This window comes from Saccharothrix sp. 6-C, assembly GCF_016695385.1.
Taxonomy (GTDB): Bacteria; Actinomycetota; Actinomycetes; order Mycobacteriales; family Pseudonocardiaceae; genus Actinosynnema; species Actinosynnema texasense.
Genome location: NZ_CP064192.1, coordinates 7,942,829 through 7,958,519 on the forward strand (window position 1 = coordinate 7,942,829; position 15,691 = coordinate 7,958,519).

Below are 15,691 nucleotides of genomic sequence, written 5' to 3' on the forward strand. Positions count from 1 at the left end.
TCGACCTCTCAGTACTTCAGCAGGTTGGAGTCGTCGACCGAGGCCGAGCGACGGGTCTTGAAGATCGCCATGATGATCGTCAGACCGACCACGACCTCGGCCGCCGCGACGACCATCACGAAGAACGCCATCACCTGGCCGTCGAGCCCGCCGTTGATCCGGGCGAACGTGACCAGGCTGAGGTTCACCGCGTTGAGCATGAGCTCGACGCACATGAACACCACGATGGCGTTGCGCCGCACCAGAACGCCGACCGCGCCGAGGCTGAACAGCAGCGCGGACAGCAGCAGGTAGTACGTAGGGGTCACGACGACTCTCCCTTGAGCGCGTGCGCGTCGGCCTGGTGCCCGCTGCCGGACACCTCCGCGACGTCGTCCTCGAGAGTTTCCTTGGCGGTCGTCTCGATCAGCTCGGACAGGGACTCGGCGGCGACCGAGCCGTCCGGCAGCAGGGCGGGCGTGGCCACCGAGTTGGCGGTGGCGAACACGCCGGGGCCGGGCAGCGAGCCGGGGCGGTCGCCGCGGAAGCGCTCCTCGACCAGCTGCTTCTGGGTCTTCTTCGCGTCCTTGCCGGTGCGCGAGGTGAACGCGAGCACCATGGCCCCGACCGCCGCGGTGATCAGCAGCGCCGACGTCAGCTCGAACGGGAACAGGTAGTCGGTGAACAGCGCCTCGCCGATGTTGGCGACGTTGCCGCCGTTCTGCGTGTTCTGCGCGGCCAGGCCGACCGGTTCGACGTCGGTCAGCGCGCGGGCGACCGAGGCGACCACGAGGCCGGCGAAGCCGACGCCGATGACCGCCGCCGCGAGCCGCTGCCCGCGCAGCACCTCGACGACCGAGTCGGAGCTGTCCCGGCCGACCAGCATCAGCACGAACAGGAACAGCATCATGATCGCGCCGGTGTAGACGATGATCTGCACGAAGCCGAGGAACGGCGCCTGCTGGACCATGTAGAGCACGCCGAGGCTGAGCATGGTGAGCACCAGCCACAGCGCCGAGTGCACCGCGTTGCGCGCGAAGAGCATGCCCAGCGCGCCGGCGAGGGCCAGCGGGCCGAGGATCCAGAACGCGACCGCCTCGCCGGTGGTGACGGTGTCGACCACCCGCTGCACCTCGTCGGGCTGCTGGAGCAGGAACGAGAGGCTCACTTCCCCGCCTCCTCGGGCCCGGTCTCCACGGTCGCGCCGGCGGGCACGCCCGCCTCGCGGGCCAACCTCGGGCCGTCCACGTAGTAGTCCTGCTCGTTCTCGCCCAGCCGCATGGGGTGCGGCGGCTGCTCCATGCCGGACAGCAGGGGCGCGAGCAGGTCCTCCTTGGTGAAGATCAGCTTCTGGCGGTCGTCGTCGGCCAGCTCGTAGGAGTTGGTCATGGTGAGCGAGCGGGTCGGGCAGGCCTCGATGCACAGGCCGCAGCCGATGCACCGCAGGTAGTTGATCTGGTAGTCCTTGCCGTAGCGCTCACCGGGCGAGTAGCGCTCGTCCTCGGTGTTGTCGCCGCCCTCGACGAAGATCGCGTCCGCCGGGCACGCCCACGCGCACAGCTCGCAGCCGACGCACTTCTCCAGCCCGTCCGGGTGCCGGTTGAGCTGGTGGCGGCCGTGGAACCGCGGCGCGGTGACCTTCTTGACCTCGGGGTACTCCTCGGTGACGACCTTCTTGAACATCGTGCCGAAGGTGACGCCGAAGCCCTTGACGGGATCAAACACGCCCATCGCTGGCCTCCTTGTGTGAAGCTGCGGGTACCGCGGCCGGTTCCTGCGTCTGGTTCTCGGCGCCGGGCAGCTCGGCCACCCGCACCTGCCTGCGGGGTGGCGACTGCGGGACCTTCAGGTCCAGCGGCGGCACCGGGTAGCCGCCACCGGTGACCGGCACGGCGTCGGGGTCGTGCGGTTCCCGCTTGTCGGGCAGCAGGAACGCGATCAGCAGCACCGCGGCGAGGAAGCCGCCGATCACGATCAGCGCCGTGCTGGTGTCCAGGCCGCTGTTGGCCTCCCACTCCTGGCGCAGGTAGCGGGCGACCGCCACCGCGACGAACCAGACCAGGGCGATCGGGACCAGGAACTTCCAGCCCAGCCGCATGAACTGGTCGTAGCGCAGGCGGGGCAGCGTGCCGCGCAGCCAGATGAACAGGAACAGGAAGCCGAGCGTCTTGACCACGAACCACAGCAGGCCGAACCAGCCGCTGTTGAGCAGGTGGTCGTCCCCGACGAACGGGAACCGCCAGCCGCCCAGGAACAGCGTGGTGGCCAGCGCGGAGACGGTCACCATGTTGACGTACTCGGCGAGGAAGAACAGCGCGAACTTCAGCGAGCTGTACTCGGTGTGGAAGCCGCCGACCAGCTCCGACTCGGCCTCGGGGAGGTCGAACGGCGCGCGGTTGGTCTCGCCGACCATCGACGTGACGTAGATCAGGAAGCTGACCGGCAGCAGGTAGAAGTACCAGCCGCCGCTCTGCGCGTCGACGATGTCGGCGGTGGACAGCGAGTGCGAGTGCATGACGACCGCGATGATCGACAGGCCCATCGCGATCTCGTAGGAGATCACCTGCGCGGCCGAGCGCAGCGCGCCCAGCAGCGGGTACGGCGAGCCGGACGCCCAGCCCGACAGCACGATGCCGTAGACACCGAGCGAGGAGCAGGCCAGCACGACCAGCACGCCGACCGGCAGGTCGACCAGCTGCAACGCGGTGCGCTCGCCGAAGATGGAGACCTCGCCGCCCAGCGGGATCACCGAGAAGGCGACGAACGCGGGGATGCAGGAGATCACCGGCGCGAGGAAGAACACCCACTTGTCGGCCAGGACCGGGCGGATGTCCTCCTTGAACGCGAGCTTCAGGCCGTCGGCGAGCGACTGGAGCCAGCCGTTCGGGCCGACCCGGTTGGGCCCGGGGCGCTGCTGCATCCGGGCCACGACCTTGCGCTCCCAGTTGATCATGAACAGCGTCATGACCACGAGGAACGCGAAGATGCCGACGACCTTGACGACGATCAGCCAGAACGGATCATCGGCGAGGAGTTCCGCGGTGCTCATGCCTTGCCTCCAGCGGGCGACGCGATCTTCTCGGCGGAGCCCGTGACGAACCGGGAGACGGCCACCACTGAGCCGTGGCCGGCGGCGAGGTTGCGCCGCACGGTGACCGCACCCGAGTTGCCGGGCAGCCACACGACGCCGTCGGGCAGGTCGGCCGCCTCGACCGGCAGCACCACCTCGCCCCGATCGGTGGAGACGGTGATCTCACCACCGAGTTCGACACCCAGGTGCGCGGCGGTGGCGACCGACAGCTTGGCCACCACCGGGCGCGCGGTGCCCGCCAGGTTCGGCTCGTCGTCCTGCAACGACCCGTTGTCCAGGAGCCTGCGCCAGGTCGCGAGCACGGCCTCGCCGGCCTTGGGCTGCGTGAGGAGCGGCGCGGGCACGGTCGGCGCGGACGCCGTCACCGGGGCGGAGCCCAGCCTCGCCAGGTCCGCCGCGGCGGCGGCCGGGGTCTGCGTGAACAGGTCCGCGTCCATCTCCACGGCGAGCGTGTCGAGCACCCGGCCGTCCGACAGCGCGCCCGTGCCCTCGATCGTGGTGCTGAAGGGGCGCGGGCGGCCTTCCCAGTTCAGGTAGCTGCCCGCCTTCTCCACCGCGGGCGCGACCGGGAGGACCACGTCGGCGTGCGCGGTGACCGCGCTGTGCCGCAGCTCCAGGCTGACCACGAAACCGGCGAAGTCCAGCGCGCGCTCGGCCAACGCCGGGTCCGGCAGGTCGAACGGGTCGACACCGCCGACGACCAGCGCGTCCAGCCCACCGCTCGCGGCGGCGGTCAGGATGCCGTCGGTGTCGCGGCCGGCCTTCGCGGGCAGCGCGCCCGGCTCCAGGCCCCACGCCTGCTCGACCTCGGCGCGGGCCGCCTCGTCGCCGACCAGGCGACCGCCCGGCAGCAACGTCGGCAGCAGACCTGCCTCCAGCGCGCCGCGCTCACCGGCGCGGCGCGGGATCCAGGCGAGCTTCGCGCCGGTCCGCTCCGCCAGCGCGGCCACCGCGGAGAACAGGCCCGGCACCTCGGCGGCGCGCTCGCCGACCAGGATCACCGAACCCGGCTTCGCCAGCTCCTCGACCACGTCGGCGGCGTGCTCGGGCAGCGCGTTGATCGCCGACGGCTCGCTGCCGGGCACGCACGCGAGCAGCACGCCGTTCGTCTTCTCCACCGCGGGCGTCGTGTACTGGCCCAGGTGGTAGACCTTCGTCCGGTTCGTGCGGGCCGCCTTGCGCAGCCGCAGGAACACGATCGGCGACTCCTCCTCCGGCTCGAACGCGACCAGCAGCGCGGCCGGCGCGGACTCGATGCCCGCGTAGGTGACGCCGCCGTTGTCGGGGTTCGTGCCGAGGACCGCGCCGGTCAGGAACTCCAGCTCCTCCGCCGAGTGGGCGCGGGCGCGGAAGTCGACGTCGTTGGTGCGCAACGCGATCCGGGCGAACTTCGAGTACGCGTAGGCGTCCTCGACGGTGAGGCGACCGCCGGCCAGCACGCCGACGCCCTTGCCGGCACGCGCCTTCGCCAGGCCCTCGGCGGCGTACTGCAGCGCCTCGGTCCAGGACGACTCGCGCAGCTCGCCGCTGGCCTTGTCGCGCACCAGCGGGCGGCGGACGCGGTCGCCCGCGGTGGCGTAGTTGAACGCGAAGCGGCCCTTGTCGCAGGTCCACTCCTCGTTGACCTCGGGCGCGTCGCCCGCCAGCCGGCGCTGCACCTTGCCGCGCCGCCAGTCGGTGCGCGTCGAGCAGCCCGACGAGCAGTGCTCGCACACGCCCGGCGTGGACATCAGGTCGAACGGCCGGGCGCGGAACCGGTACGCGGCGCTGGTCAGCGCGCCCACCGGGCAGATCTGGATCGTGTTGCCGGAGAAGTAGGACTGGAACGGCTTCTCCTGCGCGACACCGATCTGCTGCTGCGAGCCGCGCTCCAGCAGCTCGATGAACGGGTCGCCGGCGATCTGCGCGGAGAACCGCGTGCAGCGCTGGCACAGCACGCACCGCTCGCGGTCCAGCAGGACCTGCGTCGAGATCGGGATCGGCTTCGGGAACGTCCGCTTGTGCTCGTGGAACCGCGAGTCCGAGCGGCCGTGCGCCAGCGCCTGGTTCTGCAGCGGGCACTCGCCGCCCTTGTCGCAGATCGGGCAGTCCAGCGGGTGGTTGATGAGCAGCAGCTCCATCACGCCCTGCTGCGCCTTGTCGGCCACCGGCGAGGTCAGCTGCGTCTTGACGACCATGCCGTCGGCGACCGTCATCGTGCAGGAGGCCTGCGGCTTCGGCATCGGCCGGCCGCCCATCTCCACCTCGACCAGGCACTGCCGGCAGGCGCCCGCGGGCTCCAGCAGCGGGTGGTCGCAGAAGCGCGGGATGACGGTGCCGAGCCGCTCCGCGGTGCGGATCAGCAGCTCGCCCTTGGGCGCGACGACCTCCACGCCGTCGATGACGAGCTTCACGTGGCCCTCGGGGACCACCAGCTCGGCCTTCTGTTCAGGGGCAGTGGCTTCGACCGTCATGCGCTTGCTCCCGCCAGGGCTGCTGCGTCCTTGTTCTTGGCCGAGTTCTGGTCGCACAGAGCCAGGAACTCGTGCTTGAAGTACTTGATGCCGCTGGTGATCGGGCTGACCGCACCGTCGCCGAGGGCGCAGAACGAGCGGCCCAGGATGTTGTCGCAGACGTCCAGCAGCGTGTCGATGTCACTGGCCGTGCCGTTGCCCGCCACCATGCGCTGCAGGATCTGGACCAACCAGTAGGTGCCCTCGCGGCAGGGCGTGCACTTGCCGCACGACTCGTGCTTGTAGAACTCGGTCCACTTCATGACCGCCCACGGCACGGACACCGTCTCGTTGAAGATCTGCAACGCGGTGGTGCCCAGCATCGAACCGGCCTCGGCCGCGCCCTCGAAGTCGAGCGGCACGTCCAGGTGGTCGGCGGTGAACAGCGGGGTGGACGAGCCGCCCGGCGTCCAGAACTTCAGCGGGATGCCGTCCTTCATGCCGCCCGCCAGGTCGAGCAGCTCCCGCAGCGTGACGCCCATCGGGGCCTCGTACTGGCCGGGGCGCTCCACGTGGCCGGACAGCGAGAAGATCTTCGGGCCCGGCGAGCGCTCGCGGCCCATGGTGCGGAACCAGTCCGCGCCGCCGTTGACGATGTAGGGCACGCTGGCGATCGTCTCGACGTTGTTCACCACGGTCGGCGAGGCGTACAGGCCGGCGGTCGCCGGGAACGGCGGCTTGAGCCGGGGCTGGCCGCGCTTGCCCTCCAGCGAGTCCAGCAGCGCCGTCTCCTCGCCGCAGATGTAGGCGCCCGCGCCCGCGTGCACGACCACGTCGAGGTCGAAGCCCGAGCCGAGGATGTCCTTGCCCAGGTAGCCCGCCTCGTACGCCTCGCGCACGGCCGCGTGCAGCCGGCGGATCACGTGCAGCACCTCGCCGCGCACGTAGATCGCGGCGAAGTTCGCCCGGATCGCGTACGAGGTGATGATGATGCCCTCGATCAGCGAGTGCGGGTCCGCCATCATCAGCGGGATGTCCTTGCAGGTGCCCGGCTCGCCCTCGTCGGCGTTGATGACGAGGTAGTGCGGCTTGCCGTCGCCCTGCGGGATGAAGCCCCACTTCAGGCCGGTGGGGAAGCCCGCGCCGCCGCGACCGCGCAGCCCGGAGTCCTTGCACTGCTGGATCAGCTGGTCGGGGTGGGCCTTGAGCGCCTTGCGCAGCGCCGTGTACCCCTCCAACTGCTCGTAGGTCTTCAGCGTCCACGAGCGCGGCGACAGCCAGCGCTTCGTCAGGACGGGAGTCAGGGGTGCCGACGTGCTCTTCCCCGCGGAGGCACCATTGGATACACCGACCATGTCCGCTCGCCTTCCCTACTTCTTCTCCGGCAGCGGCGGGAACTCCGCGTTGTCCGGCATGGCCGGCGCGGTCCAGCCGCGCTCCGCGGCGATCTTGGCCCCGCGAACCGTCTCCGGCGCGGCCGACGGGCCGTCCAGGTCCGCGTCCCGGCCCTCGAAGAACCCGGCCAGCTGCAGCTCGGCCTGGCGGAAGTCGGTCAGCGGCGCGCCGCGCGTCGGGTGCGGCTTCTCACCCGACTGCAAGGACTTCACCAGCTCCAGCGCGCCGTCCGGCGTCTGGTTGTCGAAGTACTCGTAGTTGACCTGGAGCACCGGGCCGAGGTCGCAGGCCGCCAGGCACTCGGCGTGCTCCAGCGTGATCGAGCCCGGCGTGCCCGGCTCGCCCGCGGTCCCCTCGTGGCCGACGTCCAGGTGGTCCTTGAGCTTGGCGTAGATGGCGTCACCGCCGAGCGCGGCGCACAGCGTGTTCGTGCAGACGCTCACCAGGTGCTCGCCGCACGGGCGGCGCTTGTACATGGTGTAGAACGTCGCGACCGCGCTGACCTCGGCGTTGGTCAGGTCGAGCTGACCGGCGCAGAAGGTGATGCCCGCCTGGCTGACGTAGCCCTCGACCGACTGCACCAGGTGCAGCATCGGCAGCAGCGCCGAGCGCGGCTGCGGGTAGCGCGCGATGATCGCCTGCGCCCGGTCGACGGTGGACTGGTCGAACACGCTGGTGTCGACCGCGTTCTCGGTCACCAGCCGCTGCGTCTGGCCGGGGTCCAGCGGCGAGGCCGCGTAGACCTCTTCGGAAGTGCTCATCGGTCACAACCACCCATCACCGGGTCGATAGAGGCCACCGACGCGATGACGTCGGCGACCATGCCGCCCTCGCACATCGCGGGCATCGACTGGAGGTTCACGAAGCTGGGTTCGCGCACGTGCACGCGCATCGGCCGGGTGCCGCCGTCGGAGACCACGTGGTAGCCCAGCTCGCCGCGCGGCGACTCGATCGGCACGTACACCTGGCCCGCCGGCACCGCGAAGCCCTCGGTCACCAGCTTGAAGTGGTGGATCAAGGACTCCATGGACTGGCCCATGATCTTGCGGACGTGCTCCAGCGAGTTGCCCATGCCGTCCGCGCCGATGGTCAGCTGCGCGGGCCACGCCACCTTGGCGTCGGCCACCATGACCGGGCCGGGCGTCAGGTTGTCCACGGCCTGCCGGACGATCCGCAGCGACTGGTGCATCTCCTCCAGCCGCAGCAGGTAGCGGGCGTAGGAGTCGGCGGCGTTCGACGTGGGCACGTCGAACTCGTAGTTCTCGTAGCCGCAGTAGGGGTCGACCTTGCGCAGGTCCCACGGCAGGCCCGCGGAGCGCAGGATCGGGCCGGTGATGCCCAGCGCGAGGCACGCGTCCACCGGCAGGTAGCCGACGCCCGCGAGGCGGTTGCGCCAGATCGGCTGGCCCGACAGCAGCTTGTCGTAGTCCGGCAGCCGGGAGTCCATCACCTTGATGAAGTCCTTGATCTTCTGCTCGGCGCCCTCGGGCAGGTCCTGCGCCAGGCCGCCGGGCCGGATGAACGCGTGGTTCATCCGCAGACCCGTGAGGAACTCCAGCAGGTGCAGGACCTCTTCGCGCTCGCGGAAGCCCGCGGTCATGCCGGTCAGCGCGCCCAGCTCCATGCCGCCGGTGGCCAGCGCCACCAGGTGCGAGCTGATCCGGTTGAGCTCCATGAGCAGCACGCGGATCGTCTGCGCCCGCTGCGGGACGGTGATGCCGAGCAGCTTCTCGACCGCCATGCAGTACGCGGCCTCGTTGTGCAGCGGGGCCAGGTAGTCCATGCGCGTCACGAACGTGACGCCCTGGGTCCAGTTGCGGTACTCGACGTTCTTCTCGATGCCGGTGTGCAGGTAGCCGATGACGCTGCGGGCCTGGGTGACGGTCTCGCCCTCCAGCTCCAGCACCAGGCGCAGCACGCCGTGCGTGGAGGGGTGCTGCGGGCCCAGGTTCATGACGATGCGCTCGTCACCCGCGGCCTCGGCCAGCACCTCGTCCCAGTCGCCGCCGGTCACCGTGTAGACGGTGCCCTCGGTCGTCTGGCGCGAGCCCGCGTACGCGTCGGCGTCCGGCGTGGTGCGGCCGGTGTCGGGGGCTTCGCTGTCGCGGCCCGCGGCACTGGTGTCGGTGCCGGTGGTCACGTCGGAAAGTCGCTCGGTCATGAGTAGGACCGCCTCTGGTCTGGCGGGGGGATCTCCGCGCCCTTGTACTCCACCGGGATGCCGCCGAGCGGGTAGTCCTTGCGCTGCGGGTGGCCGTCCCAGTCGTCCGGCATGAGGATCCGGGTCAGGCCCGGGTGGCCGTCGTAGACGATGCCGAACATGTCCCAGGCCTCGCGCTCCTGCCAGTCCGCGGTCGGGTAGACCGAGACCACGCTGGGGATGTGCGCGTCGTCCACGTCGACCGCGACCTCCAGCCGGATGCGCCGGCGGTAGGTCATCGACGTCAGGTGGTAGACCGAGTGCAGCCGCTGCGGCGCGTCGACGCCGTAGTCGACGCCGGACACCGAGCTGCACAGCTCGAACCGCAGCGCCGGGTCGTCGCGCAGGATGCGCGCCACGTCCACCAGCCGCTCGCGGCGCAGGAAGAAGGTGATCTCGCCGCGGTCGACGGTGATCTGCTGGACCGTGTCGGCCGGCAGGCCCTGCTCCCGCATCGCGGCCAGCAGCTCGTCGGCGACCTCGTCGAACCAGCCGCCGTAGGGCCGCTCGGACGGCGCGGCGACGTGGGCGGGCAGCCGCAGGCCGCCGAAGCCGGACGTGTCGCCGGTGCCGGAGATGCCGAACATGCCCTGGCGCGCCTTGCCCGCGACCATGCCGCCGCGCGCGAGGTGCTCCTCGTGCTGCTCTTGGTCCATGCTCGCCGAGCTCAGCGCCTCGTCGTTGCCCGGGGTGCCGGCGCCGGGGGTCTCGGCGACCTCGTCCTTGGCGTTGTTGTCGTCAGCACCGGTGTCATTTGGCATTGCCGCTCACTTCTTCGCAAAGCGCTCGGAGGACGGGATGATCGCCGTCTGGTGGCCCGACTCGGCCAGCAGCGCGGCGCGGTTCGCCCCGAGCGGTTCGTCCATGATCTTCGCGTGGATCTTGAGGATCGCGTCGATCAGCATCTCCGGCCGCGGCGGGCAGCCCGGCAGGTACATGTCGACCGGCACGACGTGGTCCACGCCCTGCACGACCGCGTAGTTGTTGAACATGCCGCCGCTGGAGGCGCAGACGCCCATGGCGAGCACCCAGCGCGGCTCGGGCATCTGGTCGTAGATCTGCCGCAGCACCGGCGCCATCTTGTTGGTCACCCGGCCCGCGACGATCATCAGGTCGGCCTGGCGCGGCGAGGCGCGGAAGACCTCCATGCCGAACCGCGCGAGGTCGTAGCGCGGACCGCCGGTGGTCATCATCTCGATCGCGCAGCACGCCAGGCCGAAGGTGGCGGGCCACAGCGAGGACTTGCGGGTCCAGTTGACCAGCTTCTCCACGCTGGCGAGCAGGATGCCGTTCGGGAGCTTCTCTTCGAGACCCACTGGTTCCCCCTCAGTTCCAGTCCAGGCCGCCGCGACGCCACACGTAGGCGTACGCGAAGCCGACCGTCGCGACGAACAGGGCGATCTCCACCAGGCCGAACAGGCCGAGCCGGTCCGCGGAGACCGCGAAGGGGTAGAGGAACACCATTTCGATGTCGAACAGGATGAACAGCATCGCCGTCAGGTAGTAGGCGACCGGCATGCGGCCACCGCCCACCACCGGTTGCGGCGACGGCTCGATGCCGCACTCGTAGGCGTCGAGCTTCGCGCGGTTGTAGCGGCGGGGACCGATGTACGGCGCGGCCGTCACCGAGAACAGCGCGAAGGCCCCGGCGAGGACGAACATCAATACGAGGGGGAGGTAAGGGTCCAGCACTCTCCGTCGTCCTTTCCTCGCGTCGCGGTGGTGGTGCACCGCCGACCGTTGCGCACCCTAAAGGGTGTTCTTGCGGCCTCCGGAGGTTAGGCGCGCCTAACAATCCGCAGGTCGCTTGTGAAACACTTCACAAGCCATCTCAGCCGGTTGTGAACTGATTCACAAGACCTGAGGGTCAGTGTAGAACGTCACACAGAGGCGTGACGGGCACCCCCGACCTATGCGCTGACCTGCACTTTCACGGTGCAGATCAACAGTTGGCCGGCTCGTCCGTGAACGGGAGCACACCGGAAACGAAACAGCGCCGACCCTGAAGTCGGCGCTGCGTCGATGAGCGGAAGGCCCGTTAGGCCGTTGGGGCGAGTTTCGTGGCCGCGGTGATGACGCGGTCGAACGAGTCGCCGTCCTTGGGGTCGTAAAGACCCGCGAGCAGCTTCAGGACCAGCTTCATCAGGGTCTTGCGCGGCAGCCCGTACTTGGTCGCGGTGCGCATGACGGTGGGGTTGCCGATGAGCTTGCTGAAGACGTTGCCGAGCCGGTAGTAGCTGCCCAGGGCCTGTTCGATGCGCACCGGGTAGCCGTGCAGCGCGCGTTCACGGCTCGCGCCCTGGCGGGCCAGCGCCTGCACCACGGTCTCGGCGGCGATCCGCGCCGACTCCATCGCGTAGCCGATGCCCTCGCCGTTGAACGGGTTGACCATGCCGCCCGCGTCGCCGACGAGCAGCAGGCCGTCGCGGTAGTGGGGCTTGCGGTTCAAGCCCATCGGCAGGGCCGCGCCGCCGATCTTGCCCGTGGCGTTCTCCTCGCGGAAACCCCACTCCTCCGGGGTGCCGTCGAGCCAGCTCTTGAGCAGCGCGCGGTAGTCCGTGGTGCCGTAGGCCTTCGAGGTGCTGAGGATGCCGAGGCCGACGTTCACCGTGCCGTCGCCCATGCCGAAGATCCAGCCGTAACCGGGCAGCAGGACGTCGTTCGCGCGGTCCCACAGCTCCAGGTGCGACTCCAGGTAGTCGTCCTTGGTGCGGGGGCTGGCGTAGTAGCGGCGGACCGCGACGCCCATCGGCTTGGCGTCGTCCTTCTGGATGCCGACGCTCAGGGCCAGGCGGGCGCTCACGCCGTCGCAGGCCAGGACGATCGGGGCCCGGTAGGTGACCGGCGCCTTGTCCGGACCCTGCTTGGCCGTGACGCCGACGACCCGGCCGTTCTCCACGACGGCGCCGGTGACCGTGGTCTGCTCGTGCATCCGGGCGCCCGCCGCGACGGCGGTGTTCGCCAGCATCTCGTCGAAGTCCTGCCGGGGGCGCACCAGGCCGTAGGGCGGGAACGTGGCCAGCTCGGGCCAGTCGAGCTCCAGCGTGACGCCGCCGCCGACCACGCGCAGGCCGCGGTTGTGCAGCCAGCCGGCTTCCTCCCGGGTGTCGATGCCCAGGTCGATCAGCTGCTTCACCCCGCGCGGGGTCAGGCCGTCGCCGCACACCTTCTCTCGCGGGAAGGTGCTCTTCTCCAGCAGCACCACGTCCAGGCCCGCGCGTGCCAGGTAGGTGGCCGCGGTGGAGCCCGCGGGCCCCGCCCCGACCACGATCACCTCGGCGTCCTCGCCTGCCTTGCGGCGGCTGGGAGTCGTCATCCCCGCTCCTTGTGCCCGTGTTCACAAAGTCCAGGGCGAGTCTACTTGCGCGTTGCTGAGGGCTTTGCGCGCTCGACCGCTACGGGGGCCTCCCGGCGGCTACGCGGGCTCGGGCGGCGCGGGCTTGGTGCCCCGGTGCAGCGCGACCATGCCGCCGGTGAGGTTCATCCAGGCGACGTCCTCCCAGCCGGCGCGGGCCACGACCTCGCCGAGCGCGCGCTGGTCGGGCCACGTGCGCATCGACTCGGCGAGGTACTTGTAGGCCTCCGGGTTGGAGGAGACGAAACGGGCGATGAGCGGCAGGATGCGCAGCAGGTGGCGCATGTAGACGAAGCGGAACGGGCGGAACGTCGGCGTGGAGACCTCGCACACCACGAGCCGTCCGCCGGGCTTGACCACCCGTGCCATCTCGCGCAGCGCGGCCTCGGTGTCGTTGAAGTTGCGCAGGCCGAAGGAGACGGTGACCGCGTCGAAGGAGTCGTCGGCGAACGGCAGGCGCAGGGCGTCGGCGGCCACCTTCGGCACCGGCCGGTGCGCGCCGCCCAGGAGCATGCCGAGCGAGAAGTCGGCCGCCACGCACCACGCGCCCGACGCCGCGTACTCCACCGTGGACACCGCCGTGCCGGCGGCGAGGTCGAGCACCTTCTCGCCGGGCTTGGCGTCCAGGACCCGCCTGCTCCACTCCCGCCAGCGCCGGTCGAACCCCAGGGTCATGACCGAGTTCGTCCGGTCGTAGCCCTTGGCCACGCCGTCGAACATCTCGGCGACCTCGCGGGGGTTCTTGTCCAGACCTGCACGCGCCATGCCGGAAGCCTAGGTGACGCCCCCACCACCCGCGCGAGAGTCCTACCTCCACGCCTCGAGAGTCCAACCTTCCCGTCGCGCGTGTCCAACGTTCGGAACGCGCGTGTCCTACGTTCACGCACCCCGAGTTGAACGCTCAGCACAGCCGGCCGACGTGCTGAGCGTTGAACTCGGGTGTTCCGAACGTAGGACACGCGCGTTCTGAACGTTGGACTCACGCGGGGTGGGGGTTGGACTCTCGAGGTCAGGTGGCGCGGAGGGCGGTCAGCATGCCGGTCACGGCGGCTTGCCAGGGGTACTCCTCGGCGCGGGCCCGGGCGGCGCGGCGGCGGGTCGGCTCGGGGTGGTCCAGCAGCGCCGTGACGGCGCCGGCGAACGCGGGCGCGTGGTCCGGCACGGCGGCCCCGCAGCCGGGGCGGACGATCTCGCGCAGGGCGGACGACGCCGACACGACGACCGGCGTGCCCGAAGCCAGGGCTTCCAGCGCGGCCAGGCCGAACGTCTCGTGCGGGCCCGGCGCCAGCGACACGTCGGCCGCGGCCAGCAGGTCGGCGACGTCGGCGCGCTGGTCGACGAAGCCCAGGAACGTGACCGGCAGCCCCGCGGCACGGCGTCGCAACGCCTCGCGGCGCGGACCGTCACCGGCGATCACCAGCCGCACGTCGACCCCGGCCGCGTGCAGCTCGGCCGCGGTGTCGACGCTGCGCTCGACGTGCTTCTCCGCCGACAACCGCCCGCAGTGCACGAGCAGCGCGTCGGCGCCCCGCGCCAGCTCAGCCCGCAACGACCGGTCGCGCCGGGCGGGGGTGAACGTGCGCAGGTCCACCCCCAGCGGCACCCGGGCCACGTTGCGCGCGCCGATCCGGTCGAACTCCTCCCGCGCGAACTCCGTCGTGCACACCACCGTGTCGTAGGAGGCGGCCATCCGCGCGTTCGCCCGGTCCGCGGCCCACCGCGCCACCGGCGTGGGCAGCAGGAACTGCTCCAGCAGCCGGTCCAGCCGCTCGTGCGAGATCACCACGCTCGGCACGCCGCGCTCGGCCGCCCACCGGCCCATCCCGCGCAGCGTGAGCCGGTCCGAGACCTCCAGCCGGTCGGGCGCGAGGTGGTCGAGCAGCGCCCGCACGCGCCACGGGTCCACCGCCCGGTACCCGCCGGTGCCCGGGATGCGCGGCGCGGGCAACGTCACCCGCCGCACGCCCGGCGACAGCTCCTCGTCGGCGTGCGCGGCGCCCGGCACGACCAGCGTCACCTGGTGCCCGTTCGCCGCGTAACCGCCGCCGAGGTGGTGCAACGCCGTGCGCAACCCGCCGGAGCGCGGGCCGTAGAAGTTGGCCAGCTGCACGATCTTCATGCTTGCCCGATTCTCATGCTGCGCAGCGCTCCGGCAGGTCCAGCACGGCCGCGTAGTGGCCGAGCAGCTCGTCGCACACGGCCGACCACGTGCGCCCGCGCACCGACCGCCGGGCGGCCTGCCCGTACCGGCGGCGGCGCGGCGGGTCGCCCAGCTCCAGCACGGCCCGCCTGAGCTGCGCGTCGTCGGCGAAGAGGTAGCCGGTGCCGGGTCGCACCAGGTCACGCGGCCCGCCCGCGTCCGGCGCGACCACCGGCACACCGCTGGCCAACGCCTCCTGCACGGCCTGGCAGAACGTCTCGTGGGGGCCCGTGTGCACGAACACGTCCAGGCTCGCGTACGCGGTGGCCAGGTCGGCGCCGCTCTTGAACCCGAGGAACGCCGCCCCCGGCAGGTCGTGCCGCAACCGCGCCTCCTCCGGCCCCTCGCCGACCACCACCAGCCGCACGCCGGGCAGGTCGGCGAGCACGGCGAGCCGGTCCACCCGCTTCTCCGGCGAGAGCCTGCCGACGTACCCGACGAGCAGTTCGCCGCGCGGCGCCAGCGAGGCCCGCCACGCGTCGTCCCGCCGGGACGGGTGGAACAGCTCGACGTCCACGCCGCGTCCCCACCGGTGCACGCGCGGCACGCCGTGCTCCCGGAGCGCGTCCGCGGCCGACGTCGACGGCGCGAGCGTGCGGTCGGCCCGCGCGTGCAGCCGGCGCGTCCACCGCCAGGCGGCGTTGGCGGTGAGGCCGAGGCCGTAGTGGCCGGCGAACCCGGCGACGTCGGTCTGGTAGACCGCGACGGTCGGGACGCCCAGCCTGCGTGCGGCGGACAGGCCCCGCGCGCCCATCACGAACGGGCTCGCCAGGTGCACGACGTCCGGCCGGAAGTCGGCCAACGCGGTCAGGACCTTGCGCGTGGGCACCCCGACGGGCAGCGAGCTGAGCCTCGGCAGGTCCACCGCCGGGACGCGCACGACCGGGGTGCCGAGGTGGTGGTCCTCGCCCGCGCCGGGCGCCACCACCAACGCCTGGTGGCCGCGCGCTCCGAGGTGGTCGAGTATCCGCAGCACCGAGTTGGTGACCCCGTTGACCCGGGGCAGGAAGCTCTCGGTGACGATCGCTACGCGCACGCC

The 15,691-nt window shown here is 71.2% G+C and carries 15 protein-coding genes; all 15 read right to left on the reverse strand.

All coding sequences use genetic code 11. From position 1 onward, the window contains the following. Nucleotides 1–8: 8 nt before the first annotated feature. The gene (gene nuoK, locus IOD16_RS34300; RefSeq protein WP_053715303.1) at nucleotides 9–308 is read right to left on the reverse strand and encodes an NADH-quinone oxidoreductase subunit NuoK; all 300 of its coding nucleotides are present in this window, start codon (nucleotides 306–308) and stop codon (nucleotides 9–11) included. After that, nucleotides 305–1,147 (reverse strand): NADH-quinone oxidoreductase subunit J, encoded by an 843-nt coding sequence (locus IOD16_RS34305; RefSeq protein ID WP_236594549.1) that lies wholly within the window; start codon nucleotides 1,145–1,147, stop codon nucleotides 305–307. The genes nuoK and IOD16_RS34305 overlap by 4 nt, the downstream gene beginning before the upstream one ends. Further along, nucleotides 1,144–1,710, reverse strand: a complete 567-nt coding sequence (nuoI, locus tag IOD16_RS34310; protein WP_123745208.1) for an NADH-quinone oxidoreductase subunit NuoI — start codon at nucleotides 1,708–1,710, stop codon at nucleotides 1,144–1,146. The genes IOD16_RS34305 and nuoI overlap by 4 nt, the downstream gene beginning before the upstream one ends. Next, nucleotides 1,697–3,028, reverse strand: a complete 1,332-nt coding sequence (nuoH, locus tag IOD16_RS34315; protein ID WP_201437746.1) for an NADH-quinone oxidoreductase subunit NuoH — start codon at nucleotides 3,026–3,028, stop codon at nucleotides 1,697–1,699. Before nuoH ends, nuoI begins: the two co-directional genes overlap by 14 nt. Further along, nucleotides 3,025–5,523 carry an NADH-quinone oxidoreductase subunit G gene (locus IOD16_RS34320; protein WP_123745206.1) on the reverse strand — a complete coding sequence of 833 codons (2,499 nt, stop codon included), beginning with the start codon at nucleotides 5,521–5,523 and terminating at the stop codon, nucleotides 3,025–3,027. The genes nuoH and IOD16_RS34320 overlap by 4 nt, the downstream gene beginning before the upstream one ends. Next, complete coding sequence (nuoF, locus tag IOD16_RS34325) at nucleotides 5,520–6,857, reverse strand: NADH-quinone oxidoreductase subunit NuoF (protein WP_123745205.1); 1,338 nt, start codon at nucleotides 6,855–6,857, stop codon at nucleotides 5,520–5,522. The genes IOD16_RS34320 and nuoF overlap by 4 nt, the downstream gene beginning before the upstream one ends. A 15-nt stretch (nucleotides 6,858–6,872) precedes the next feature. Next, nucleotides 6,873–7,658, reverse strand: a complete 786-nt coding sequence (nuoE, locus tag IOD16_RS34330; RefSeq protein ID WP_123745204.1) for an NADH-quinone oxidoreductase subunit NuoE — start codon at nucleotides 7,656–7,658, stop codon at nucleotides 6,873–6,875. Then, a complete protein-coding gene (locus IOD16_RS34335; protein ID WP_201437747.1) occupies nucleotides 7,655–9,058 on the reverse strand; it encodes an NADH-quinone oxidoreductase subunit D in 1,404 nt (467 codons plus the stop codon). The genes nuoE and IOD16_RS34335 overlap by 4 nt, the downstream gene beginning before the upstream one ends. Further along, nucleotides 9,055–9,753, reverse strand: coding sequence for an NADH-quinone oxidoreductase subunit C (locus IOD16_RS34340; protein ID WP_236595258.1), 699 nt, complete (start codon nucleotides 9,751–9,753; stop codon nucleotides 9,055–9,057). The genes IOD16_RS34335 and IOD16_RS34340 overlap by 4 nt, the downstream gene beginning before the upstream one ends. 111 nt (nucleotides 9,754–9,864) lie before the next feature. Beyond that, nucleotides 9,865–10,413: a NuoB/complex I 20 kDa subunit family protein gene (locus tag IOD16_RS34345; RefSeq protein ID WP_123745201.1), complete on the reverse strand. Its 549-nt coding sequence runs from the start codon at nucleotides 10,411–10,413 to the stop codon at nucleotides 9,865–9,867. A 10-nt stretch (nucleotides 10,414–10,423) separates the two neighbouring features. Then, nucleotides 10,424–10,789, reverse strand: a complete 366-nt coding sequence (locus IOD16_RS34350; protein WP_053715312.1) for an NADH-quinone oxidoreductase subunit A — start codon at nucleotides 10,787–10,789, stop codon at nucleotides 10,424–10,426. Between the two features lie 346 nt (nucleotides 10,790–11,135). Then, a complete protein-coding gene (locus IOD16_RS34355) occupies nucleotides 11,136–12,413 on the reverse strand; it encodes a geranylgeranyl reductase family protein (protein WP_123745200.1) in 1,278 nt (425 codons plus the stop codon). Between the two features lie 99 nt (nucleotides 12,414–12,512). Then, a complete protein-coding gene (locus IOD16_RS34360) occupies nucleotides 12,513–13,217 on the reverse strand; it encodes a demethylmenaquinone methyltransferase (protein WP_201437748.1) in 705 nt (234 codons plus the stop codon). A 244-nt stretch (nucleotides 13,218–13,461) separates the two neighbouring features. Continuing rightward, nucleotides 13,462–14,571 carry a glycosyltransferase gene (locus tag IOD16_RS34365; protein ID WP_201437749.1) on the reverse strand — a complete coding sequence of 370 codons (1,110 nt, stop codon included), beginning with the start codon at nucleotides 14,569–14,571 and terminating at the stop codon, nucleotides 13,462–13,464. Nucleotides 14,572–14,584: 13 nt separating this feature from the next. Beyond that, the gene (locus tag IOD16_RS34370) at nucleotides 14,585–15,688 is read right to left on the reverse strand and encodes a glycosyltransferase family 4 protein (RefSeq protein ID WP_201437750.1); all 1,104 of its coding nucleotides are present in this window, start codon (nucleotides 15,686–15,688) and stop codon (nucleotides 14,585–14,587) included. Nucleotides 15,689–15,691 lie beyond the last annotated feature (3 nt).

Excerpts from the sequence above, each read along its gene's own strand:
- IOD16_RS34360 (WP_201437748.1), bottom strand. The coding sequence starts at position 13,217 with ATGGCGCGTGCAGGTCTGGACAAGAACCCCCGCGAGGTCGCCGAGATG.
- IOD16_RS34320 (WP_123745206.1), bottom strand. The coding sequence starts at position 5,523 with ATGACGGTCGAAGCCACTGCCCCTGAACAGAAGGCCGAGCTGGTGGTC.
- nuoE (WP_123745204.1), bottom strand. The coding sequence starts at position 7,658 with ATGAGCACTTCCGAAGAGGTCTACGCGGCCTCGCCGCTGGACCCCGGC.
- nuoH (WP_201437746.1), bottom strand. The coding sequence starts at position 3,028 with ATGAGCACCGCGGAACTCCTCGCCGATGATCCGTTCTGGCTGATCGTC.
- IOD16_RS34335 (WP_201437747.1), bottom strand. The coding sequence starts at position 9,058 with ATGACCGAGCGACTTTCCGACGTGACCACCGGCACCGACACCAGTGCC.
- nuoI (WP_123745208.1), bottom strand. The coding sequence starts at position 1,710 with ATGGGCGTGTTTGATCCCGTCAAGGGCTTCGGCGTCACCTTCGGCACG.
- IOD16_RS34340 (WP_236595258.1), bottom strand. The coding sequence starts at position 9,753 with ATGGACCAAGAGCAGCACGAGGAGCACCTCGCGCGCGGCGGCATGGTC.
- IOD16_RS34365 (WP_201437749.1), bottom strand. The coding sequence starts at position 14,571 with ATGAAGATCGTGCAGCTGGCCAACTTCTACGGCCCGCGCTCCGGCGGG.
- IOD16_RS34355 (WP_123745200.1), bottom strand. The coding sequence starts at position 12,413 with ATGACGACTCCCAGCCGCCGCAAGGCAGGCGAGGACGCCGAGGTGATC.
- nuoF (WP_123745205.1), bottom strand. The coding sequence starts at position 6,857 with ATGGTCGGTGTATCCAATGGTGCCTCCGCGGGGAAGAGCACGTCGGCA.